The sequence below is a fragment of the Streptomyces sp. S.PB5 genome, assembly GCF_030403745.1.
Lineage (GTDB): Bacteria > Actinomycetota > Actinomycetes > Streptomycetales > Streptomycetaceae > Streptomyces.
In genome coordinates, this window is record NZ_JAQMWP010000019.1 from 68,554 (window position 1) to 91,579 (window position 23,026).

At 71.9% G+C, this 23,026-nt stretch carries 22 protein-coding genes and 1 pseudogene; 14 read left to right on the forward strand and 9 right to left on the reverse strand.

Annotated elements, in window-relative coordinates:
• Positions 1–4 precede the first annotated feature (4 nt).
• Entirely contained in the window at positions 5–793 is a 789-nt protein-coding gene (locus tag PH203_RS38395; protein ID WP_289926358.1) for an alpha/beta hydrolase, read from the forward strand.
• A 15-nt stretch (positions 794–808) separates the two neighbouring features.
• On the opposite strand, the gene PH203_RS38400 is transcribed toward PH203_RS38395, so the two are convergent.
• On the reverse strand, positions 809–1,276 hold the full coding sequence (locus PH203_RS38400) for a helix-turn-helix domain-containing protein (protein WP_289926359.1): 468 nt from the start codon (positions 1,274–1,276) through the stop codon (positions 809–811).
• 109 nt (positions 1,277–1,385) lie between these two features.
• Between PH203_RS38400 and PH203_RS38405 the strand changes: the two genes are divergently transcribed.
• Positions 1,386–2,555 carry a thiolase family protein gene (locus PH203_RS38405; protein ID WP_289926360.1) on the forward strand — a complete coding sequence of 390 codons (1,170 nt, stop codon included), beginning with the start codon at positions 1,386–1,388 and terminating at the stop codon, positions 2,553–2,555.
• Position 2,556: 1 nt separating this feature from the next.
• Here PH203_RS38405 and PH203_RS38410 read toward each other — a convergent pair whose 3' ends face one another.
• A complete protein-coding gene (locus tag PH203_RS38410; protein ID WP_289926361.1) occupies positions 2,557–3,324 on the reverse strand; it encodes a TVP38/TMEM64 family protein in 768 nt (255 codons plus the stop codon).
• A 49-nt stretch (positions 3,325–3,373) separates the two neighbouring features.
• On the opposite strand from PH203_RS38410, the gene PH203_RS38415 reads away from it, so the two are divergent.
• The 3 genes from PH203_RS38415 to PH203_RS38425 all read left to right on the forward strand — a co-directional run bounded on the left by PH203_RS38415 (position 3,374) and on the right by PH203_RS38425 (position 6,505).
• Positions 3,374–4,096 (forward strand): DNA alkylation repair protein, encoded by a 723-nt coding sequence (locus PH203_RS38415; protein ID WP_289926362.1) that lies wholly within the window; start codon positions 3,374–3,376, stop codon positions 4,094–4,096.
• A 272-nt stretch (positions 4,097–4,368) separates the two neighbouring features.
• The gene (tuf, locus tag PH203_RS38420) at positions 4,369–5,538 is read left to right on the forward strand and encodes an elongation factor Tu (protein WP_289926363.1); all 1,170 of its coding nucleotides are present in this window, start codon (positions 4,369–4,371) and stop codon (positions 5,536–5,538) included.
• 121 nt (positions 5,539–5,659) lie between these two features.
• Positions 5,660–6,505 (forward strand): fused MFS/spermidine synthase, encoded by an 846-nt coding sequence (locus tag PH203_RS38425; RefSeq protein WP_289926365.1) that lies wholly within the window; start codon positions 5,660–5,662, stop codon positions 6,503–6,505.
• On the opposite strand, the gene PH203_RS38430 is transcribed toward PH203_RS38425, so the two are convergent.
• The 3 genes and pseudogenes from PH203_RS38430 to PH203_RS38440 all read right to left on the reverse strand — a co-directional run.
• Entirely contained in the window at positions 6,467–7,765 is a 1,299-nt protein-coding gene (locus PH203_RS38430) for an MFS transporter (RefSeq protein ID WP_289926562.1), read from the reverse strand. The two genes, PH203_RS38425 and PH203_RS38430, sit on opposite strands and share 39 nt — an antisense overlap.
• A 111-nt stretch (positions 7,766–7,876) precedes the next feature.
• The gene (locus PH203_RS38435; protein ID WP_289926366.1) at positions 7,877–8,893 is read right to left on the reverse strand and encodes a hypothetical protein; all 1,017 of its coding nucleotides are present in this window, start codon (positions 8,891–8,893) and stop codon (positions 7,877–7,879) included.
• 66 nt (positions 8,894–8,959) lie between these two features.
• Positions 8,960–9,172 (reverse strand): annotated as a pseudogene (locus tag PH203_RS38440) (hypothetical protein); the annotation flags it as partial.
• Positions 9,173–9,213: 41 nt separating this feature from the next.
• On the opposite strand from PH203_RS38440, the gene PH203_RS38445 reads away from it, so the two are divergent.
• The 5 genes from PH203_RS38445 (at position 9,214) to PH203_RS38465 (ending at position 16,769) form a co-directional block, all read left to right on the forward strand.
• A complete protein-coding gene (locus PH203_RS38445) occupies positions 9,214–9,666 on the forward strand; it encodes a DUF4442 domain-containing protein (protein ID WP_289926368.1) in 453 nt (150 codons plus the stop codon).
• A gap of 335 nt (positions 9,667–10,001) precedes the next feature.
• On the forward strand, positions 10,002–11,831 hold the full coding sequence (locus PH203_RS38450; protein ID WP_289926369.1) for an RICIN domain-containing protein: 1,830 nt from the start codon (positions 10,002–10,004) through the stop codon (positions 11,829–11,831).
• A 206-nt stretch (positions 11,832–12,037) separates the two neighbouring features.
• A complete protein-coding gene (locus tag PH203_RS38455) occupies positions 12,038–14,500 on the forward strand; it encodes a glycoside hydrolase family 3 N-terminal domain-containing protein (protein ID WP_289926371.1) in 2,463 nt (820 codons plus the stop codon).
• Positions 14,497–16,050: a carboxylesterase family protein gene (locus tag PH203_RS38460; protein ID WP_289926373.1), complete on the forward strand. Its 1,554-nt coding sequence runs from the start codon at positions 14,497–14,499 to the stop codon at positions 16,048–16,050. Before PH203_RS38455 ends, PH203_RS38460 begins: the two co-directional genes overlap by 4 nt.
• A 68-nt stretch (positions 16,051–16,118) precedes the next feature.
• On the forward strand, positions 16,119–16,769 hold the full coding sequence (locus PH203_RS38465; RefSeq protein WP_289926374.1) for a DedA family protein: 651 nt from the start codon (positions 16,119–16,121) through the stop codon (positions 16,767–16,769).
• A 3-nt stretch (positions 16,770–16,772) separates the two neighbouring features.
• Here PH203_RS38465 and PH203_RS38470 read toward each other — a convergent pair whose 3' ends face one another.
• Positions 16,773–17,306: a gamma carbonic anhydrase family protein gene (locus PH203_RS38470; protein WP_289926377.1), complete on the reverse strand. Its 534-nt coding sequence runs from the start codon at positions 17,304–17,306 to the stop codon at positions 16,773–16,775.
• Between the two features lie 116 nt (positions 17,307–17,422).
• Here PH203_RS38470 and PH203_RS38475 point away from each other — a divergent pair, with 116 nt between their 5' ends.
• Positions 17,423–18,175 carry an acyltransferase gene (locus tag PH203_RS38475; protein ID WP_289926379.1) on the forward strand — a complete coding sequence of 251 codons (753 nt, stop codon included), beginning with the start codon at positions 17,423–17,425 and terminating at the stop codon, positions 18,173–18,175.
• 22 nt (positions 18,176–18,197) lie between these two features.
• On the opposite strand, the gene PH203_RS38480 is transcribed toward PH203_RS38475, so the two are convergent.
• The gene (locus tag PH203_RS38480) at positions 18,198–19,055 is read right to left on the reverse strand and encodes a DMT family transporter (RefSeq protein ID WP_289926380.1); all 858 of its coding nucleotides are present in this window, start codon (positions 19,053–19,055) and stop codon (positions 18,198–18,200) included.
• Positions 19,056–19,163: 108 nt separating this feature from the next.
• On the opposite strand from PH203_RS38480, the gene PH203_RS38485 reads away from it, so the two are divergent.
• Positions 19,164–19,736 (forward strand): XRE family transcriptional regulator, encoded by a 573-nt coding sequence (locus tag PH203_RS38485; RefSeq protein ID WP_289926382.1) that lies wholly within the window; start codon positions 19,164–19,166, stop codon positions 19,734–19,736.
• Between the two features lie 20 nt (positions 19,737–19,756).
• On the forward strand, positions 19,757–20,314 hold the full coding sequence (locus tag PH203_RS38490; protein ID WP_289926384.1) for a YbaK/EbsC family protein: 558 nt from the start codon (positions 19,757–19,759) through the stop codon (positions 20,312–20,314).
• 10 nt (positions 20,315–20,324) lie between these two features.
• On the opposite strand, the gene PH203_RS38495 is transcribed toward PH203_RS38490, so the two are convergent.
• Positions 20,325–21,359, reverse strand: coding sequence for a cation diffusion facilitator family transporter (locus PH203_RS38495; protein WP_289926386.1), 1,035 nt, complete (start codon positions 21,357–21,359; stop codon positions 20,325–20,327).
• 60 nt (positions 21,360–21,419) lie between these two features.
• Between PH203_RS38495 and PH203_RS38500 the strand changes: the two genes are divergently transcribed.
• Positions 21,420–21,779: a metalloregulator ArsR/SmtB family transcription factor gene (locus PH203_RS38500; protein ID WP_289926387.1), complete on the forward strand. Its 360-nt coding sequence runs from the start codon at positions 21,420–21,422 to the stop codon at positions 21,777–21,779.
• Positions 21,780–21,781: 2 nt separating this feature from the next.
• Here PH203_RS38500 and PH203_RS38505 read toward each other — a convergent pair whose 3' ends face one another.
• The gene (locus PH203_RS38505) at positions 21,782–23,005 is read right to left on the reverse strand and encodes a 4-hydroxybenzoate 3-monooxygenase (protein WP_289926389.1); all 1,224 of its coding nucleotides are present in this window, start codon (positions 23,003–23,005) and stop codon (positions 21,782–21,784) included.
• Positions 23,006–23,026: the final 21 nt, after the last annotated feature.

The following is a 23,026-nucleotide window of genomic DNA, read 5'->3' on the forward strand; positions in this document are numbered from 1 at the left end:
AGTCATGGCCACGGTGCAGGTGGGCGGGCTGGAGATCGCTTACGACCGCGTCGGCCAGGGACCTCTGCTGGTCCTGGTGCACGGCGCGGCCGTATACGCCCGTATGTGGCAGCCGCAACTCACCGGACTGGCCGACGAGTTCACGGTCGTGGCCTGGGACGAACCCGGGTCCGGTCGCTCCTCGGGCATCCCTCCCGGCTTCGGCCTCGCGGACTACGCCGATGCCCTCGCCGCGCTCATCGAGGAGCTGGGGCTCGGCCCGGCGCACGTCGGCGGGCTCTCCTGGGGCGGGACGGTCGTGCTGGAGCTGTACCGCCGGCATCCCTCGGTCGTCAGGACGCTGCTGCTGTTCGACACCTACGCCGGCTGGAAGGGCTCGCTGCCCCCGGAGGAGGTGGCGGCCCGCGTCGAGGGGACGAAGCGGATGCTCGCCCTGCCCCGGGAGCAGTTCGACCCCACGCTGCCGGGCCTGTTCGCCGGGCAACCGCCCGCCGAGTACGTGCCGCTGCTCGACGCGATGGCACGCGACGTACGGCCCGAGACCCTCGGCGCGCAGCTCGCCATGATGGCCGAGACCGACCAGAACGACCTGCTGCCCGGCATCAAGGTGCCGACGCTGCTGCTGTGGGGCGAGCTGGACGCACGTTCACCGCTGGGCGTCGCCCATGCCTTCCGTGAGGCGATTCCGGGGGCCGAGCTGGTGGTGATCCCGGGCGCGGGACATGTGAGCAACCTGGAGCGGCCGGCGCAGTTCAACCGGGCGGTACGGGCGTTCTGCCGCGCGCACGCCTGAGTCCTGCGGCCCGCCTCATGCCACCGCCGGGCCCGCGACCGTCCAGCCGGGGACCTGCGGATGGGCCGTGAGGTCCTCGTGGCGTACCGCGTCGCCGCATGTCGCGCAGGTGACGACCGGGACCAGCTCGTTGCCGCAGACGTGCTCGATCACCATGGGGGTGTTGCCGTCGCGAAGATGGCGGTCGCCCCAGGCCTTGAGGGTGATCAGCACCGGCTCCAGTTCGAGGCCCGCCCGGGTCGGCCGGTACTCGAAGCGCTGCGGCCGCTCGCTGTAGGCCCGCTTGGTGAGGATCCCGGCGTCGACGAGCCGGCGCAGCCGGGTGGCGAGGATGTCGCGCGGGGCGCCGATGTTGCGGACCAGCTGGTCGAAGCGACCGTTGCCGAGGCAGACCTCGCGCAGGACGAGGAGGGAGTACTTCTCGCCGACGAGCGCCAGGGTGTCGGCGACGGAACAGGGGCGCGGGTCTTTGGGGGCGGCCATGACGGCAATTCTAAGGGAGGGTTTGATTTTCCAACCCGCAGGGCTATGGTGAGTTTGGATTTCCTACTGACTGGTAGGTCCGGTTACCTGAGGGCTGGAGGCCGCTTCCATGCGTGACGCAGTGATCGTCGAAGCCGTACGCACCCCCATAGGCAAGGGCAAGCCGAACGGCGCCCTCGCGCACGTGCACCCCGTCGAGCTCCTCGCCCACACCCTGCGCACCCTCGTCGAGCGCTCCGGAGTCGACCCCGCCCTCATCGACGACGTCATCGGCGGCACCGTCGACCAGGTCGGCGAGCAGGCCATGAACACGACCCGCTACGCCGCGCTGTCGGCGGGCTTCCCGGAGACCGTCCCCGCGACCACCGTGGACCGGCAGTGCGGGTCCTCCCAGCAGGCCGTGCACTTCGCGGCGCAGGGCGTGATCGCCGGCGCGTACGACCTCGTCGTGGCCTGCGGTGTCGAGTCGATGAGCCGTGTGCCGATGTGGTCCAACGTGCCGCCCGGCAAGGACCCCTTCGGTCCCGGCGTCGCCGAGCGCTACCCGGAGGGGCTGGTCCCGCAGGGCATCAGCGCCGAGCTCATCGCGGCGAAGTGGTCGATCGGGCGCGAGCAGATGGACGCCTTCGCGGTGTCGTCGCACCGGAAGGCGGCCGAGGCGTGGGAGAAGGGGCTGTTCGATGCGGAGGTCGCGCCGCTGGAGGGGGTCGAGCGCGACGAGTGCGTACGGCCGTCCAGTACGGCTGAGGTTCTCGGTGGGCTCAAGCCGGCGTACTACGACCCGGCCTTCGCCGAACGCTTCCCGCAGATCGAGTGGAACGTCACGGCGGGCAACGCGAGTCCGATCAACGACGGGGCGTCGGCCGTGCTGATCACGTCGAGTGAGACCGCGGCCCGGCTGGGGTTGCGGCCGCTGGCACGGCTGCACAGCTTCGCGGTGACGGGGTCCGATCCGGTGCTGATGCTCACCGGTGTCATTCCGGCCACGGAGAAAGTGTTGCGGAGGGCTTCGCTGACCCTTGAGGACATCGACCTGTTCGAGGTCAACGAGGCGTTCTCGAGTGTGGTGCTGGCCTGGCAGCAGGAGACGGGCGCTGATCTGGCCAAGGTGAACGTGCACGGCGGTGCGATCGCCATCGGTCACCCGCTCGGAGCGAGCGGCACGCGTCTGACGACGACGCTGGTGCACGCGATGCGGGAACGCGGCGCCCGCTATGCCCTGCAGACGATGTGCGAGGCGGGCGGACTGGCCAACGCGATGATCTTGGAGCGCGTCTGACCTAGCGGCCCCGGAGGTGGTGGCGCTTGCGCCAGGCCACCACCGCCCCCACCAGCGCCGGTACCGCGATCGCCGCCATGGCGATCAGGAACGCCGGGGACGTCGGAGCCGAGGCTCGGGCGCCGGCCACGACGTAGGCGGCCGTGTTCGGGATCGAGCCCAGTGCCGTTGCCAGGAGGAAAGGCAGGTAGCCCATCTTCGAGACCGCCGCGCAATAGTTGGCCGCTGCGAAGGGGACACCCGGGAACAGGCGGATCGCCAGCATCGAGCGGAAGCCGTGGCGGCTGAGCTGGCCGTCCGCTCCCTGGAGCAGCCGGCCGCGCAGGAGCGGGCGGAGGGCGTCCTGGCCCAGTACCCGGCCCAGGGTGAAGGCGAGGCCGGCGCCGAGGACCGTGCCGGCCAGCGCCGAGGCGAGGCCCAGCTGCGAGCCGAAGAGGGCGCCCGCGGCCAGGTTCAGCAGCGGGCGCGGGACGAACGCCACCGCGCACAGCCCGTACGCCACCGCGAAGACCACCGCCGCGGCCGCACCGCCGAGCTCCGGTGGCCAGCCCTCCGCCAGCAGCCGCTGCGGCTCGAAGAGCAGCACGGTCGACGCGGCCGCCGCGAGCAGCATGACGAGCAGGGACAGCCGCGACCAGGGCGAGAGCAGCATTTTGGAGCAGCGGGCGGCGAGACCGGCCGGCGCGGGGACCGGGAGCGCGAGCTCCGTGGCGGCGGCCGGGGGAGCGGCCGTGGCGGTGCCCCCAGAGCGGGTGGTGGCATCGAGCATCCGGTGACACTAACCGACCGATGTGTGTGATCGCCGTATGGTTCGTCTCATGAGCGTCACAGGTGTGGGATCTCTCTCGGTCCCGCGCAGCACTCTTGCCGACACCGTGCTGGAGCGGCTCACGGCCATGTACGGCGCCGCCGCCGACCCCGCGCGGGCCGCGCCCATGCGGGCGTACATGAAGGACGTGGCACCCTTTCTCGGCCTCACGACCCCCGTGCGCCGCGCCCTGTCCCGGACCGTCCTGGAGGGCACGCCCCGCCCAGCCGAGCCGGACTGCACCGCGATCGCGTTGCGCTGCTGGGCGCTGCCCGAGCGCGAGTACCAGTACTTCGCCGTCGACTTTCTGCGCCGCCACGCGCGCGTGCTCTCGTCCGGCTTCCTGCCGGTGGCCCGGCACCTCGTCTCCACCGTCCCCTGGTGGGACACCGTCGACCTGCTCGCCGCGCACGTCGTCGGCCCGCTGGTCGCCGCCGACCCGGCCCTGACGGCCGACATGGACGCCTGGATCGTCGACGACGACCTCTGGATCGCCCGCACCGCACTCCTCCACCAGCTCCGCTACAAGGACCGCACCGACGCCGAGCGCCTCTTCGCCTACTGCGTACGCCAGTCCGGGCACCCCGACTTCTTCATCCGCAAGGCGATCGGCTGGGCGCTGCGGGAGTACGCCAAGACCGACCCGGACGCCGTAAGGGCGTTCCTCGCACAGGAGAAGGGACGCTTCGCGCCGCTGTCCGTGCGGGAAGCGCTCAAGAACATCGGCGCCTGAAGTCCCGTACGCCGAAAACCATTCGACGCCGGGCGGCGCGTCGGCAATGATCGGCGTCATGTTCCGGTACGCCTTCGTCCTCGCAGCATCCGCAGTCGCGGATGCGCCGAAGGCTGCCGTCGAAACCTTCCTGGCCGCTGTCGACGGCGCCCGAAGCTGACCCTCTCCGGATTGTCCGGCGGACCCCGCAGGGGGAGGGTCGGCGAGTACCCGGGGTCCCCGTCTCCCACCCGGAGACTTCTTCGCTCTGCTTGAGACTTCGAGGTACAGCCATGCCCAAGACGGCATACGTGCGCACCAAACCGCATCTGAACATCGGCACCATGGGTCACGTCGACCACGGCAAGACCACCCTGACCGCCGCGATCACCAAGGTCCTCGCCGACCGCGGCGCCGGCACCTTCGTCCCGTTCGACCGCATCGACCGGGCCCCGGAGGAGGCGGCGCGCGGCATCACCATCAACATCGCGCACGTCGAGTACGAGACCGACACCCGGCACTACGCGCACGTGGACATGCCGGGCCACGCCGACTACGTCAAGAACATGGTCACCGGCGCCGCGCAGCTCGACGGGGCGATCCTCGTCGTGTCCGCGCTCGACGGGATCATGCCGCAGACCGCCGAACACGTGCTGCTCGCCCGCCAGGTGGGCGTCGACCACATCGTCGTCGCGCTCAACAAGGCCGACGCCGGCGACGAGGAGCTCATCGACCTCGTCGAGCTGGAGGTCCGCGACCTGCTCACCTCTCACGGATACGGCGGGGACTCCGTACCCGTCGTACGGGTCTCCGGGCTCAAGGCGCTGGAGGGGGACCCCCGGTGGACGGCGTCGATCGAGGCGCTGCTCGACGCGGTGGACACGTATGTGCCCATGCCGGAGCGGTACCTGGACGCGCCGTTCCTGCTGTCCGTCGAGAACGTGCTCACCATCACCGGCCGGGGGACGGTCGTCACCGGGGCGGTCGAGCGGGGGACCGTGAAGGTGGGCGACCGGGTCGAAGTGCTCGGGGCCGCCGTGGACACGGTGGTCACCGGGGTGGAGACGTTCGGCAAGCCCATGGAGGAGGCGCAGGCCGGGGACAACGTGGCGTTGCTGTTGCGCGGGGTGCCCCGGGACGCCGTACGGCGTGGGCATGTGGTGGCCGCGCCGGGGTCCGTCGAGCCTCGGCGGCGGTTCTCGGCGCAGGTGTATGTGCTGTCGGCGCGTGAAGGGGGTCGTACGACCCCGGTCGCGACCGGGTACCGGCCGCAGTTCTACATCCGGACCGCGGACGTGGTCGGGGACATCGACCTCGGTGAGGCGGCGGTCGCCCGGCCCGGGGAGACGGTCACCATGACCGTCGAGCTGGGGCGGGAGGTGCCGCTTGAGCCGGGGCTCGGGTTCGCCATCCGTGAGGGCGGGCGGACTGTCGGGGCGGGGACCGTGACCGCCGTCGTGTGACGGGGGTCCGGTGAGTGGGGGACTGCGGGCCGTGTGCGGCTCCGCCGCGCACGGACGCAGTCCCGCGCCCCTGCAGGGGCGCACCGGATCCCGGCGTTCAAAAGCACCGCACAATGGATCCGTGAACGAGCCCATACCCGTCAGTCGCGACGTCGATCACGGCACCGCCAAGCTCATGCCCGACGTCGACCGCCCCCGGGCCTGGCTGCTCACCGTCGACGGGGCGCCCCAGTCGTACGTCGATCTCGACGAGCCGGCGCATCTCGAGTTCGAGTACGCGCGGCGGCTGGGGCATGTCCTGGACACCGTCGGGGAGCCGGGGGAGCCGCTCGACGTGGTGCATCTCGGCGGGGGTGCGCTCACGTTGCCCCGGTACCTCGCCGTCACCCGGCCCGGGTCCCGGCAGGACGTCGTGGAGGCCGATCAGGGGCTGGCGGAGATGGTCGCGGAGCATCTGCCGTTGCCGGACGGGGCCTCGATCGCGCTGCACGCGGCCGATGCGCGGGCCTGGCTGGAGGCGGCGCCCGCCGACTCCGCCGATGTGCTGGTCGCCGATGTGTTCGGCGGGTCCCGGGTGCCCGCGCATCTCACGTCCGTCGAGTACGCGCGGGCGGCCGACCGGGTGGTGCGGGACCGGGGCGTCTACCTGGCCAACCTCGCCGATGCCGCGCCCTTCGACTTCCTCCGCTCCCAACTCGCCAACCTGGGCACGGTGTTCCAGGACCTCGCGCTGATCGCCGAGCCCGGGGTGCTGCGGGGGCGGCGGTTCGGGAACGCCGTGGTGGTGGCCGCGCGCGAACCGTTCGACGTGGTCGCGCTGGCCCGGCTCACCGCCTCGGACGCGTTCCCGGCGCGGGTCGAGCACGGGGCGGCCCTGCGGAAGTTCATCGCGGGTGCGCGGCCCGTGCGGGACGAGGACGCCGTGCCCTCACCCGAGCCCCCCGACGGGGCGTTCGGCATCGGCTGAGTCGCGCTCGGGGGCGGACCGGGCCACCGGCTTGGTCCTGCGCGTGAGGTTGCGTACGTCCGGTACGCACAGGACCGCCGCCGTGACCACCACGACCAGCGTCGCGCAGCCCCACAGGGCGTTGGAGCGGCCGAACGCCGACTCGGCCGGGCCGGCCAGCGCGGTCGCCAGGGGCACCATCGCGACGGAGCCGAACCAGTCGTACGCCGCCACCCGGGAGAGCTTGTCCTCCGGGATCTCCTGGTGGAGGGCGGTCATCCAGGAGACGCCGAAGACCTCCAGGGTCACACCCGTCAGGAACATCACCGCGCACAGGACCGTGACCGAGGCCGGGATCGCGAGGGCGGCCGAGGGCAGGGCCAGGGGGAAGACGCAGAGGGTGCCCCACAGGAGCAGGCGGCGGGGTTTCCAGCGGGTCATCAGCAGGGCGCCGGCGACCGTGCCCGCGCCGAAGAAGCCGAGGGCCAGGCCCCAGGGGCCCGCGCCGCCCAGGTGGTCGCGGGCGACCAGCGGACCGTAGACCGCGTCGGCCGCGCCGACCACCGCGTTGGCGATCGAGAACTGGACGACGATGCCCCACAGCCACGGGCGGCTGCTGAACTCCTGCCAGCCCTCGCGGAGGTCGGAGAGCATGCCGCCGCCCGGGGCGCGGGCCGGGATGTGGCTGACGTCGAGGAAGGAGCGGAGCGCTCCGGCCACCGCGAAGGCCGCCGCGTCCGCCGCGAGGACCCAGCCCGGGCCGATCGCGGCGACCATCGCCCCGCCCAGCGCGGCCCCGCCGAGGGCGGCGCCCTGCATCGCCATACGGAAGACGGCGAACGCCCGGCTCGCCTGCTCACCCGTGACCGAGGACATCAGCATGCCCTCGGCGGCCGGGCTGAAGAACGCGTGCCCGGTGCCGCCGAGCGCGGTCAGCAGCATCATCTGCCACAGCTGCGGATCGCCGGCGAGGACCAGGACGGCGAAGGCGCCCTGCGACACGCAGTTGAGGGCGTTCGCCGCGACCATCACCCGGTGCCGCGGCAGCCGGTCCGCGAGCGCGCCGCCGATCAGCAGGAACACCACCAGCGGCAGCGTCCGCGCGGCGGCCACGAGGCCCACGTCGCCGCCGTCGCCGCCGCTCTCCAGGACGGCGAACGCGGCGGCGATCAGCGCGCCGTGGCTGCCGAGGTTGGTGACGACCGCCGAGGCGGTCAGCAGGCTGTAGTTGCGGCCGGCCCAGTCGGGTCTGCGACGGCGTACGGGGGCGTCGGGGGAGATCACCGGCTGACTATCCCCGCACCCGCCCTGACTTGCCAAACCATTTTGAGACGGCCCCGGCCGGTCCCCGAGCGCCCGGGAAGGGGCGGGGGACCGGCCGGGGCGCCGGGGTCAGCCCGTAGGCTCGCCGTGCAGGCGGACCGTGCTGAGGATCTTGTCGATCGTCTCGTCCGGGAGCTCGTCGGAGACCCCCGTGGCGCCGTAGAGGTTGAACGCCACGTAGTCGCCCTTGGAGTTCTTGAACCCGAAGGTGACCGCCTTGCCGTCGCTCGCGCACTTGCCCTTCTGCGGCGTGTTCTTCGAGCGGGCCCAGGCGACGCTGCCCTCGACGCCGGACGTGGTGGTGAAGGGCTTCGCCGTCTTGTCGACCGTGATGCTCTTCTTGTCCGGCTGCGTGTAACCGCCGTACACCCACCACGCGACCTGGTTGAGCGCGACCTCGTCGGCGCTCTTGGCGCCGTTGGCGCCCTTGGTGCCGGCGGCGGCGAGGGCGGTGTCCTCCTTGTCGCCGTCCTTGTCGTCGTCGGCGGTGCACCACTGTTCCTTGAAGTACGCCGGTGCGGACATGGTGATCAGCGGCGGGTCGCCGGCCTTGCCCTTGGCGTCCTCGAAGCCGATGAGCATGCCCGGCGTCTCGACCTGCCAGTCCGCCGGGACGTCGAAGGCGGTGCCCCACTTGGGGTTGATGACGACCTTCCAGCCCGCGATCGTCGCCTTCTCTTCCTCGCCGCCCCGCGGATTGTCGTCCGAGCCGGAGGCCGACGCGGACGGGTCGGTGGCGGGCTTCGACGCCGGTGCCGTCTGGCCGGTCTTGCCCGAGCCGCCGTCGGCCTCGTCGTCCTTGTTGTCACCGCCCAGGACCAGGAAGCCGGTCACACCGGCGGCCGCGACCACGGCCAGGGCGGCGACGATCGCCGTCACCTTCGTACGGTTGCCACCACCTCCGCCACCGCCGGCGGGCTGCGGCTGCTGCGGAACGTCCCACTGCGGCTGCTGCCCATAAGGGTTCGGCTGCTGATATCCGGGCTGCTGATACGGATTCGGCTGCTGGTACCCCGGCTGCTGGTACGGGTTGTGCTGGTCCTGCGGGTTCTGCTCGCCCCCGGGCGGCTGCTGTCCTGGCCACATGGGCAGCCACCTTAGTGGCGTCCGTGCATCGATTCGGTCACCGGCCCTTGTCAGGGACGTAGCAAGTCAGGACTCCTCGGGCGTGAACACACGCACCGTTTCCAGGATCTTCACGACCGTGGCCTGCGGTACCTCCTCGCCGACCCCCTTGGCGCCGACGAACGACCACGAGGCGAAGTCGCCCTCGGCGTTCTTGAAGGCGAACGTCGTCGCCTTGCCGTCGGTGTCGCACTTGTCCTTCCGTGCGACGCCGGAGGGCTGCGAGGTGGCCACGGCGCCGCCCTGGTCAGGCGAGGCTACTCGTGGGTAACATGCCGGTCATGAGCGCAGACCAGATGTCCATCGGTGAGATGCTGTCCGCCACGGTGCCCATGGCCCGGACCCTGAACCTCGAGTTCCTGGAGACCACGCCGGAGAAGGCCGTGGTCGCCCTTCCGGACCAGAGCGACTATCACAACCACGTGGGTGGACCGCACGCCGGTGCGATGTTCACGCTCGGCGAGTCCGCCAGCGGGGCGATCGTCCTCGCCGCGTTCGGGGATCAGCTCGCACGCGCGGTGCCGCTCGCGGTGAGCGCGGAGATCGCGTACAAGAAGCTCGCGATGGGTGCCGTCACGGCCACCGCGACGCTGGGCCGCCCGGCCGCCGAGGTCGTGGCCGAGCTGGATGCGGGGGAGCGCCCCGAGTTCCCGGTGGCGATCGAGATCCGGCGTGCCGACGGTGCGGTGACCGGTGAGATGACCGTCGTCTGGACGCTGCGCCCCAACGGCTGAGCGGCATCCCCTCCGTGCAGGCCCCGGCCGGTTCCGGCCGGGGCCTCGGTGTGTCCTGCCTTGGTGCAGGGCGGCAAGGTTGGAGATTTCGTGTGTCAACTGTCTTGGGGCGCACACAAGTTGAGGGCCGTCGACCTCTAATTTCGAATGCGGGTGCGGATACCGCCGGTAACTTATCTGAATTCGCCGCGTTTTGAACTTTGGTCACTCGAACTTCTTGTTTCCCGTGAATCACTTGTGCGAAAGTGACCGCCCCGAGTGACCGCACCGTTACTGACGTGCGGCAAAGGTATGCACCAATCACGCACCTGCTTTCCGACGGACGCGCTTTAGCCATGCCGTCCAGCGGCTTGGAAGGAAATGGTTCAGTGCAATCCCCGTACCCCCCAAGACCCCCCTACCCGCCGCGCCCCGGTGCGAGTCCCGGAGAGTCCGACCGGAATCTCGTCGCCCAATTGGGCGGCTCCGAGGGCGGCGACCGTGCGGTCGCGCTCCTGCTCGCCCGGCACTGGCGGGCGACTCACGAATACGCGGTCATCTGCCTCGCCTCTTCGTCGAGTTCCGCGGAACTCGTGGCCGCCGCGGCCTTCCACCGGGTGCTCGGCGGGGCCGGCGGCGGCGCGGTCCGCCCCCAACTCCTCGCCGCCGTACGGGACACGGTGCGGGAGTGGGCCGCGGAGAACCGGATTTCCGCGGTACTGCCGGAACTGGGCAAGACGACCGGCGGCCGTGGGCTGCGTGTCGCACGCGGTGCCACTTCCGAAAGGCGGCTGCTCGCCGAGCGCGCATTCCAGGCTCTTCCCGGGGCCTCCCAATGTCTGCTGTGGCATGTCGAGGTCGAGGCCGAACCCATATCCGTACCGGCAGGTCTGCTGGGCGTCGACATCGCCCAGGCGACCGACGCGCTGGAACAGGCGCGGGAGCAATTCCGGGAGGGCTGCGTCCGGGCCCACCGGGAACTCGCGTCCTCCAAGGACTGCCGCTTCTACAACCGGCTCCTCGACGTCCCGATTCGCCGCGGCGGCGCCCTGCTCCCCGATGTCCAGCACCATCTGGCGACGTGCCGCTACTGCCGGCACGCCGCCGAACAGCTCAGCCATTTCGAGGGCGGTCTGGAGACCCTGCTCGCCGAGACCGTGCTCGGCTGGGGCGCCCGCCGCTATCTCGACTCCCGGCCCGGCCGGGCCGGCGAACACCGGACGCAGAGCGCCCGGCCGCGGACCGGCGGCCGGCACCGGCCCGCACCGCCGCGCCGGCTCACCGCGCCGACGCGGCGAAGCAAGGCCGCCCTGGTCGTCGGCCTCACCTCCCTCGTGCTGCTCGCGACCGTCCTCGCGGCCAAGGGCTGGTCCGATGACAACGGTGTCCCCGATCCGCGCGCCACCTGGGGAGCGCCCAGCGGCCATGACGTGGTGCCCGACCTCGAATCGGAGCCCGCCGCCTCCGCGAGCGGCCCCGTGGAACTCGGCCACGGCAGGCTGCGCAGCCATACCGCCGATCGCTGTCTTGACCTGCGGGGCGGCAGGGCCGAGACCGGCGCCGCGACCTTCCTCGCGGCCTGCTCCTCCGCGCTGTCCCAGCAGTGGTCGTACCGGGGCGACGGCCTGCTCCGCAGCCTCGCCGACCCCACCCTCTGCCTCGACTCCGACAGCGAGGACGGCTCGGTCGTGCTCACCGGGTGCCTGATGCACACCGGAGAGGTCCAGTACGACTTCACCGTCCACGGCGAACTTCTGCTCCGCTGGCACAAGGACCTCGTCGTCGCCCCGGGCGAGGGCGCGGACGTCGTCGTCGCCGAGCGGGACGGCTCCGCGGACCAGCGGTGGGTGCTCGAAGTCGCGGGCGGGGCGACGGCCGAGACGCGGAAGAAGGGCGAGGCGGAAGACCGGGGCGGGACGGCGCAGGAGCAGCCGGGGGAGCGGAAAGGCGAGGAGCGCCGGTTCCCCGACTCCGCCTCGGAGCCGCCCACCGCTGAGCCTCCGAGCTCCGACGCGCCGGGTGGCGACCTCACGCCGGGGGAGTCGGACGACTCGGAGAAGCCGGAGCAGTACGAGCCGCGCGTGGCGCAGGTCGATCACGAGAGCGATCCCGAGGACACACACGTCCTCCCGGTCGCCCCGGTCGTGGACAGCGTGGTGACCGCACTCGAATCCGTCCTTCGCTGACGTGAGGGGCCGCCCGCCCGGGCGGCCCCTCGTCCGTTCTTGTCGACATCCGGCTCGACATCCGGCCGCTTCTTGTTCAGATCATTGACACGAGTCACCTCCGGTCGTAGTTTTCCCGCCGCGCCCGGGCGTTTCTGACGAGCTGTCAATTTCGTCCGTCGCATAGTGCGTTCAGATACCGAACGTGACCGAAGGAGCGACGGCACATGCCCGAAACCGTCTCCCGGCGATCGACCTTGCGGCTGCTGGGCGGAGCGATCGCCGTCGCCACGGCGGCGACCACCGGAATCACACCCGCCGCGCACGCCCGGGCGAGACCCGACCGGGGCGCGGGCCCCCGCGTCGAAGGCCTCCTCGCCAAGCTCACCCTCGACGAGAAGATCTCCCTCCTGCACGGCGCCACCGACCCCGCCCCGCTCGGCCAGGCGGGCTACGTCCCCGGGGTCGAACGCCTCGGCATCCCCCCGCTGCGGCTCGCCGACGGCCCCGCCGGGGTCCGCGTCACCCGGCACGCCACCGCCCTCCCGGCCCCCGTCCTGCTGGCCTCCGCCTTCGACCCGGACCTCGCCCGCCGCTACGGCCGGGTCATCGGCCACGAGGGCCGCGCCCTCGGCCAGGACATCCTGCTCTCCCCGATGGTCAACCTCATCCGCACCCCCTACGCGGGCCGCAACTTCGAGACCTTCAGCGAGGACCCGCTGCTCTCCGCCGACCTGGTCGCCGCCGAGATCGAGGGCATCCAGGGCGAGGGGCTCATCGCGACCGTCAAGCACTACGCGATGAACAACCAGGAGAAGGACCGCATGTCGGTCGACGTGCGCGTCGACGAACAGACCATGCACGAGGTCGAGTTGCGCGGCTTCGAAGCGGCCGTCGACATCGGCGCCGGCGCGGTCATGGGCGCCTACAACAAGGTCAACGGCACCTACGCCTGCGAGAACAAGACCCTCCTCACCGGCATCCTGCGCGAACGCTGGGGCTTCGACGGCTGGGTCATGACTGACTGGTTCGCCGCCCACAGCACCGCCGAGGCCCTCGCCGCGGGCCTCGACATGGAGATGCCCGACGGCACGTACTTCGGCGCGGCGCTGAAGAAGGCGGTCCAGAACCGCAGCGTCCCCGAGCGTCACGTCGACCGCTCCGTACGCCGCGTCCTGGCCGTCATGGACCGCTTCGGCCTCCTCGACGGCACCGCGCCCGCACGCCCCGAGCGCGACGCGCGGGCGGGCGCGGCCGTCGCCCTCGAGGTCGCCGAGGCGGGCGCGACCCTGCTCCGCAACGAACACCGCACCCTGCCCCTCACCGACGGCAGCGTCGCGGTCATCGGCCCGACCGGTTCCCTGCCCTTCGTCAGCGGCGGCGGCAGCGCCCACGTCGTCCCCGATCATGCCGACAGCCCCCTCGACGCCATCAAGGCACGCGCGCGTGAGGTGACGTACGCCCTTGGCGAGGACCTCTACGGCAAGGCGATCCCCGCGTCGGCCCTCGACCCCGCCCTCGACACCGAGGGCCACCAGGTCGCCGCGGGCGGGACATGGACGTACGACGGGACGCTCACCGTCCCCGACGACGAGGAGTGGACCTTCGTCGTCCACTACACCGGGGCACCTCCGTCCCGGCCCAAGGTGCTCCTCGACGGGGAGGACCTCTTCCCGCTTCTGCCGGGCTACGCCGAGTACTTCTCGGGCGGCCTGGTCTCCGCCGCGCCCGACGGTCTGGTCGTGCGCCGCAGGACCGTCCGACTGGCCGGGGGCGCGCACACCTTGAGGATCACGGCGACGGGCGGTGACGCCGGGCAGCTGTTCCGGCTGCGCCGGGTCACCGCCGCGACCCGGGCCGCGGACGTGGCCGAGGCGGTGAGGGCGGCCAGGGCCGCACGCCATGTCGTCCTGTTCGCCTACGAGGACGCCACCGAGGGCCAGGACCGCACCACGATCGCCCTCCCCGGCCACCAGGAGCAGCTCATCGAGGCGGTCACGGCGGCGAACCCGCGCACCACCGTCGTCCTCAACACCTCGTCGTCGACGTCGATGCCCTGGCTGGAGCGCACGGGGGCCGTGCTCCAGATGTACTACCCGGGCCAGGAGGGCGCGGGCGCCACCGCCGCCGTCCTGTTCGGCGACACCGACCCCGGCGGCCGCCTCACCCAGTCCTTCCCGGTGGACGACGACCACCACCCGGTCGCCGGCGACCCGCGGCGCTATCCCGGCGTGGACGGCACCGAGGAGTACTCGGAGGGCATCCACACCGGCTACCGCTGGTACGACGCCGAGGACGTGCGGCCGCTGTTCCCGTTCGGGCACGGCCTGTCGTACACGTCCTTCGCCTACGACGACGTGTCCGCGCGCTGGAGCCGACGCGGTCTCGCCGTGAGCTTCGCCGTCCGCAACACCGGCCGGCGCGAGGGGATCACCGTGCCGCAGGTGTACGTCGGACGCTCGCCGGATCTCGAACTCGACCAGGCGGTGAGGGTGTTGGGCGGCTACCGGCGGCTCGGCCTCCGCCCGGGAGAGCGCAAGCGCATCACCGTGCACATCTCCGCCCGCACCCTCTCCTCCTGGGACCCCAGGCGCCACGACTGGGTGCTGGGCACCGGCCGCCGCTCGGTGTGGATCGGGGCGTCGGCGGGGGACCTGCGACTTCGGACGACCGTGGAGGTCACCAAGTGATACGCCGAACAGCCGTCGCCCTGACGGCACTCGCGGCCGCGCTGCTGATACCCGCACCCGCTCAGGCCATCGGGGCGGACGATCCCGTGGTCCGCACGCAAGCGGGCCTCGTACGGGGTGAAGTCACCGCCGAGGGACGGCAGTTCCTCGGTATCCCCTACGCCGAGCCGCCCGTCGGCGAGCTCCGCTGGAAGGAGCCGAAGGCCGTCCGGCCCTGGAACGGGGTGCGCACCGCACAGGACTTCGGCAACAAGTGCGTACAGAGCCCGAGTTGGGACCCGGGATACGAGCAGCCCTCGCACACCGAGGACTGCCTCGACCTCAATGTGTACGTCCCACATGGCGCCGAACGCCGGGCGGTCCTGGTCTGGTTCCACGGCGGCGGGCTCACCGCCGGGGCCGGCCAGGACGTCGTGCCGGACACCTTCGCCCGTCAGACCGGAACCGTCGTGGTCACCGTCAACTACCGCCTGGGCGCGATTGGCTTCCTCGCCACCGCCGGACTCGACGACGAGGCCCGCGACCGGGTCTCCGGCAACTTCGGCATGCTCGACCAGCAGGCCGCGCTGCGCTGGGTACGGGCCAACATCGGCCGCTTCGGCGGTGATCCGGGCCGCGTCACCATCGCGGGGGAGTCGGCGGGCGGCCGCTCGGTCTGCACCCAGCTCGCCTCACCGACCGCGAAGGGCCTGTTCCGGGCGGGCATCGTGCAGAGCGGGGCGTACGGCGACTGCCGGGCACGTACCCATGAGGCGGCCGTGGACCAGGGGGCCGCGTTCGCGCGGCGGCTCGGGTGCGAGACGGTGGCGTGTCTGCGGGGGAAGCCGGCCGCCGAAGTCCTGGCCGCACAGGGTGAGTTCGACTGGGGGCCGGTGACCGGCGGGCGCTTCCTGCCCTCGCAGCCCTCGGACGCCCTCGCGCGGGGCGCCGCCGCCGGGGTCCCGGTGATGAACGGTGCCAACCAGGACGAGGGCCGGCTCTTCGGGTTCGCCTCCTTCGACCTCGCCGGCAACCCGATCACGGCCGAGCGGTATCCGGCGATCATGCGGGAGGAGTTCGGCGAGCAGGTGCTGCGGCGCTACCCGCTCTCCGCGTACCCGTCCCCGACGATCGCGTACTCCACGGCCCTCGGTGACGTGCTCTTCGCGTGCACCGCGCTGCGGCTCGACGGGGTGCTCGCCGGGCGCGGCCCGGTCTACACGTACGAGTTCGCCGACCGCACCTCCCCGCCGTTCGCCTCGCTCCGCAATCTGGGGACGGACTTCGACTTCGGTGCGACGCATGTGAACGAGGTGCAGTATCTGTTCAAGCACTTCGGCCTGGAGTCCCCGCTCGACGCCGAGCAGCGGGTGCTGGCCCGGCAGATGGTCCAGTACTGGGGGTCCTTCATCCGCGGCGGTGTGCCGCGGGCGTCGGGTCAGCCCCCGATGCCCGGCGGTACGGGGACCGTGCTCTCCCTGCGGACGGCCTCGGCGGGCGGTACCGCGCTGAGCACGACCGTGCACACGGAACACCAGTGCGACCTCTGGGACGCTGTGCGGTCCGGGTGACCCGGTAGGCTTCCCGGGCGTGCGCGCCGCCCGGCGCGCACGCCCGGGGACACAGGGAGGTACCGGCGGTGCACGTCCAGGAATGGCTCGAGACCGTACCCGCGGTCAGCATCTATCTGCTGGTGGGCCTGGTCATCGGCCTGGAGAGCCTGGGCATCCCGCTGCCGGGCGAGATCATCCTCGTCTCCTCCGCGCTGCTCGCCTCCCAGCACGGCGAGATCGACCCGTTCGTCCTCGGCGCCTGCGCCACCGCGGGTGCGATCATCGGTGACTCCATCGGCTACGCGATCGGCCGCAAGGGCGGCCGGCCGCTGCTCGCCTGGCTGGGCAGGAAGTTCCCGAAGCACTTCAGCGAGGGGCACATCGCCACGGCGGAGCGGTCCTTCGAGAAGTGGGGCATGTGGGCGGTGTTCTTCGGCCGCTTCGTCGCCCTGCTGCGGATCTTCGCGGGCCCGCTCGCGGGTGTGCTGCGGATGCCGTACTGGAAGTTCCTGATCGCCAACGTGCTGGGCGGCATCCTCTGGGCGGGCGGCACGACGGCGGTCATCTACTACGTGGGTGTGGTCGCCGAGTCCTGGCTGAAGCGGTTCTCGTGGCTGGGGCTGGTGCTGGCGGTGCTGATCGGCGTCACGTCGATGCTGGTGCTGAAGCGCAAGGCCGCCAAGGCCACGGCGGCGAAGCAGGCGGCCGAGCCGGAACCGGTGCCGGCCGCCGACTGAGACTCACGGCGTGTCGTGCACCTCGCCGTGCGCCTTCGCGAGGTCCGCGTACAGCGTGCCGTTCAGCGTGACCCCCTGACGCTCCTCCTCCGTCAGCTCACGCCGCACCTTCGCCGGGACGCCCGCCACCAGTGACCCCGGCGGCACCTGCATCCCCTGCGGAACCAGCGCCTGCGCGGCGACCAGCGAACCCGCCCCGATCACCGCGCCGTTCAGCACCGTCGCGCCCATGCCGATGAGGCAGTCGTCCTCGACGGTCGCCCCGTGCACCACCGCGTTGTGCCCCACCGACACCCGCTCGCCGATCGTCACGGGGAACCCCGGGTCGGCGTGCAGCGTGCAGTTGTCCTGGATGTTGCTCTGAGCGCCGACGGAGATCCGCTCGACGTCGCCGCGCGCCACGGCCCCGTACCAGAGGCTCGCCCCGGCCTCCAGGGTCACGTCGCCGATCACCGATGCGGTGGGGGCGACGAAGGCCTCCCCGTCGATCTTCGGTTCGCGGCCGCCGATGCCCGTGATCAACGCCTTGTGCGTCATCGCCCTCGCTCCTCTTGCCCGTCTTCGGTTCCCCCGCACCGTACGCCACGCGGGTGGGGCGAAGATCACAGGCCTGTGCCGTCACCGCTCCACCGCACGCTGAGTACGGTGACCTCGTGCCGAAGAAGAACACGTTCTCATCCTGGCGACGCCGCGTAGCGCAGCGCGCCGTCCACGCGGGCTGGGCCTGGGTGCAGCGGACGGGTTCCGTCACCGCCGAGCACCCGGGACGTTTCCGCTTCGGCGCGCTCGGTGAGCACACCCGGCTCGCCTTCCCGCTCGGCACGGTCTTCGGCGAGCCGTGGATCCACCTCGGCTCCCACTGCATCGTGGGCGAACAGGTCACCCTCACCGCCGGTCTGATGCCCGACCTGGACCTCGGTCCCGAGCCGATCCTGCGCATCGGGGACGGAGTCGTCCTCGGCCGGGGCAGCCATGTCATCGCCGACACCACGGTCACCATCGGCAGCGATTGCTACTTCGGGCCGTACGTCTACGTCACGTCCACCAACCACTCGTACGACGATCCGCACGAACCCATCGGCAAGCAGTGGCCCCGGATGGAGTCGGTGGAGATCGGCTCGGGGTGCTGGATCGGGACCGGTGCCGTGATCCTGCCGGGGGCGCGGATCGGGCGGAACGTCGTCGTGGCGGCCGGCGCGGTGGTGCGCGGTGCGGTGCCCGACCATGCGGTGGTGGCGGGGGCGCCCGCCAGGGTCGTACGGCGTTGGACGGCCGAGGACGGGTGGCAGCCGCCGCTGCGGACGCCGGCGCCCGTGCCGATACCGGAGGGGGTCACCCCGGAGCAGCTGAACGCGCTGGCGGGGCTGGACGAGGAGACGGCGGCGAAGCTCGCCGAGCTGGACTGACCCCCGGGAGGGCAGGGGCAGGTCAGCCTGTCGCCAGCAGCAGCGTGCCCACCAGGGCCAGGCCCGCGCCGGCCGCCTGGACCGTCCGCAGCCGTTCGCTCAGGAAGCCGCGTGCCGCCAGGGCGGTGACCACCGGGTAGAGCGAGGCCAGGACGGCGGCCACGGTGACCGGGCCGAGCCGGGCGGCGATGGCGTAGGTGCCGTTCGCGGCGACGTCCGCGAGGCCCACGAAGGCCAGGGTCGGCAGGGCGGCCCAGGGGAAGCCGTCTGCCGGGAGGGCGGGCATGCCCCGGCGGACCGCGGCGTACAGGGCGGCTCCGCCGACCGCCACGTTCGTCACGCGCTGTACGAAGAGGGCCAGGAAGAGGCCGGTGACGGTGGTCGACGCCTCCGCGATCAGGGCGAAGACCGTGCCGAAGCCGAAGGCCGCGATCAGGGTGAGCAGGATGGCCCGACGCTGCACGGGGGCGCCCCTGAGCTGAGGGCCGCCCGCGAGGACGACACCGACGACGGCGACCGCGATCCCCGCGACCTGCACCAGGCCGGGCCGCTCGCCGAAGAAGAGGCCCACACCGACCGGGACGGCCACGCCGACGGTGCCGAGCGGGGAGACGACGCCCATCGGGCCCAGGGCCAGCGCCTTGTAGAAGCAGATCAGGGCGACAGGGCCGACCAGACCGGCGGCGAAGGCGAACCAGAGACGGGGGCCGGCCTCGCTCCAGCCGCCCGTGGCGACCACGATCACGCCGAGCACGGCTGCCGCGATCGTCTGCGAGACGACGACCACCGTGAGGGCCGGGGTGCGCCGGGCCAGCAGTCCGCCGCCGAAGTCGGCCAGACCCCACAGGAGGCTGGTGGCCAGGGCGAAGAGTGCTGTCACGGCGTGCCTCGCAGTACAGTTCGGTGAACAATCGGGTGCACCCCACCGTAGTTCATTCAAGTGCACCGCGCCATGCAAAATATTGGACGTCGGAATATTGGACGTGAAGTGTCGGACCTCGATCTGCTGACCCAGTCCCTCGCGCGCAATGTGAAGCGCTGGCGGACCGAACGCGGCTTCACCCTGGACGCCCTCGCCGCCCGCGCCGGAGTCAGCCGCGGCATGCTCATCCAGATCGAACAGGCCCGGACCAACCCGAGCCTCGGCACGGTCGTGAAGATCGGCGACGCGCTCGGGGTCAGCATCACCAGCCTGCTCGACTACGAACAGGGCCCGAAGGTGCGGATCGTCCCGGCCGACCAGGCCGTACGGCTGTGGCACACCGACGCGGGCAGCTACAACCGGCTGCTCGCGGGAGCCGAGGCGCCGGGCCCGCTGGAGATGTGGGACTGGCGGCTGATGCCGGGCGAGAGCAGCCCCTCCGATCCGCACCCCAACGGCACGGTCGAACTCGTCCATGTCACGGCGGGCGAGCTCACCCTCACCGTGGACGGTGTCGAGCATCGCGTCCCGGCCGGCGCCAGCGCCTCCTTCGAGGCCAACACCGCGCACGTGTACGGCAATCAGGGCGACGTCCCGATGGAGATGGTCATGGCCGTCTCGGTGCCGGCCGCGCACTGAACTGCTGTTAGCGTGCCGCCATGGACGCACCCATCGGACACTTCGACAACGCCCGGCCCGCCCCCGACTGCCTCGACGAGCTGACCGCCCCGGTCGCCGACGCCGTACGCCGCTGGAGCGGCAGCGTCCCCGCCGACCAGATCGTCTACGTCGAGACGGACCCCCAGTGGGCCGACACGGCCGTCTTCGTGGAGCACTACGGGCAGGAACTGCTCGAACAGTCCGCCAACTGCGTCGTCGTCGCGGGCAAGCGCGGCGGCGAGTCCCAGCTGGCCGCGTGTGTCGTGCTGTCCACCACCCGGGTCGACGTCAACGGCGTCGTCCGCCGCCAACTCGGCGCCCGCAAGGCCTCGTTCGCCCCGATGGACATCGCGACGGGGGAGACCGGCATGGAGTACGGCGGCATCACCCCCGTCGGACTCCCCGCCGACTGGCCCGTGTTGGTGGACTCGGCCGTCGTGGACCTGCCGTATGTGCTCGTGGGCAGCGGCCGGCGGACCGGCAAGCTGCTGGTGCCGGGGAAGGCGTTCGCGGAGCTGCCGGGTGCCGTGGTGCTGGAGGGGCTCGGCGTCGCCTGAGCCCCTGGTCTCAGGCCGCCGTGTGGTGGGCGAGGGTGAGGTGCGGGTCGTCCTCGCCCGGCCGGGGCGCGGGGTCCGCGTGCACGAGGGCCGCGGTGAGCCGGGGTACGGCGTGCAGCAGGGCGTGTTCCGCGTCGACGGCGATGCCGTGGGCCTGGCGTACCGTCACATCGCCGTCCACGACGACCGCGATCTCGGCGCGCAGCCGGTGACCGATCCAGCGCAGCCGCAACTCGCCCACCTCGCGCACCCCTTCGACGTGCCGGAGGGCGTGCTCGGCCCGGTCCACGAGGGCCGGGTCGACGGCGTCCATCACCCGCCGGAACACCTCGCGCGCCGCGTCCCGCAGGACGAGGGCGATCGCCGCGGTGATCGCCAACCCCACGATCGGGTCGGCGAGTTGCCACCCCAGGGCCGATCCGCCGGCGCCGATCAGCACGGCCAGTGAGGTGAACCCGTCGGTGCGGGCGTGCAGTCCGTCCGCGACGAGAGCGGCCGAGCCGATGTCGCGGCCGACGCGGATGCGGTAGCGGGCCACCCACTCGTTCCCCGCGAACCCGACGAGCGCGGCGACGGCGACCACCGGGACGTGCTGGACGGGGCGCGGGTCGAGGAGCCGCTCGATCGCGGTCCAGCCGGCGAAGACCGCCGACGCTGCGATCGTCAGCACGATCACGAGGCCCGCGAGATCCTCGGCCCGCCCGTATCCGTAGGTGAAGCGCCGCGTCGCCGCCCGTCTGCCCAGCAGGAAGGCGATGCCGAGCGGTACGGCCGTCAGCGCGTCCGCGGCGTTGTGCACGGTGTCCCCGAGCAGCGCGACCGACCCGGACAGCGCCACCACGACCGCCTGCGCCAGCGCCGTCGCCCCGAGCACCGCGAGCGAGACCCACAGGGCGCGCATGCCGCGCGCCGAGGACTCCAGGGTGGAGTCGAGCTTGTCGGCGGTCTCGTGGGAGTGGGGGGTGAGGAGATGGGACAGGCGGTGACGGAGGCCGGAGGGGGCGTGATGGTGGTGCCCGTGGTCGTGGTGATGGTGGTCGCTCACGTGGTTCCCCTTCCGGTGTGTGTGGTGGACGTTCCCCGCCCATGGCGCCATTATGTGCGTATGAGCGCACGCATGCACCTGTCACCTGCGCATCATGCGCACCCGCGTACCCCCGGCGACGAACAGTTCGCCCTCGCCGCGGAACTCCTATCCCTCCTCGGAGACCGCACCCGCCTCGCGCTGCTGCACGCCCTGACGGGCGGGGAGGCCGATGTCACGACCCTCACGGAGGCGTGCGGGGCCGCTCGGCCGGCCGTCAGCCAGCATCTCGCGCGGCTGCGCCTGGCGGGGCTGGTGAACACACGCAAGGAGGGCCGCCGGGTGATCTACTCACTCGGTGACGGGCATCTGAGGCGACTCGTGGACGAGGCGTTGAGCGTGGCGGACCATCGGCTCAGTGACCGGCCGGTGCACGACTGAGCTCAGTACCCGGCGTCCTTCCCCAGGTACTGCTCCGCGAACGTCGACGCCGCCGCCGGGGAGCCGAAGAGGCGGCGCAGGCGGGCCAGGGTGGTGCCCGCGCGGTAGGGGTCGCCGGAGGACGTGCCGTGGTAGATGCCGGAGAGCCACTGGGAGAACTCCTGGTAGTCCCAGACCCGGCCCAGACAGGCCGAGGAGTAGTTCGCCAGGCCGCTGCTGTCGCCCTTGCCGAGGTGGGCGAGGAGCGCGTCGGCCAGCACGAACGCGTCGTGCAGGGCGAGGTTCATGCCCTTCGCCGCGATGGGCGCCGTGAGATGGGCCGCGTCCCCGGCGAGGAACAGGCGGCCGAACACCATCGGTTCGACGACATAGCTGTGCATGTCGAGGACGCGCTTCTCGATGAGGCGGCCCTCCTTCAGCGGCGGTGCGCCCGCCGCGTCGAGGCGGAGCCGCAGCTCCGACCAGACCCTGTCGTGCGACCAGTTCTCCGGGTCGTCGCCCGGCGGGCACTCCAGGTAGTAGCGGGTCACCTCGGGGCTGCGGGCCATGTGCCCGGCGAAGCCGTTCGGGTGGATGCCGAAGACCACGCAGTCGTTGGAGGGCGGCGCCTCGGCGAGGAGGGCCAGCCAGCCGATGCCGTAGTCGTAGCGGGAGATGTGCGCGCGGTCCGGGGTCAGCACGGCGCGGGTCGCACCGCGGGCGCCGTCGCAGCCCGCGACGAAGCCGCACCGGATCCGCACCCGTTCACCGCTCGCCGCGTCCGTGTACGACACCGACGGCAGATCCGTGTCCAGGTCGTGGAGTTCGACGTCCCGCACCTCGAACCGGATGTCCCCGCCGCGCACGTCCGCGTACTCGTGCACCAGGTCCGTCACGAGTAACTGCTGCGGATAGATCCAGTGGTGATGGCCCGTCAGCTCGCCGTACTCGAACCGGTACCGCTCCCCGCCGAACCGGAACTCGCACTCGGTGTGCCGCTGCGCCCGCGCCAGCAGGTTCACCGCGAGACCCCGCTGCTCCAGCCCGCGTACCGCCCACTCCTCCAACACCCCTGCGCGAGGCCGCTGTTCGATGAACGCGCGGGTCTCGATCTCCAGGACCACACAGTCCACGTCGGCGGCCCGCAGGATGTTGCCGAGAGTGAGACCGGCGGGTCCGGCGCCGATGATGACGACCGGACTGCGTTGCGCGGCACCGGAGCCGGGGTGGGGGGAGGCGGAAGTCACCCGAGCATTATTCAGTGGGCG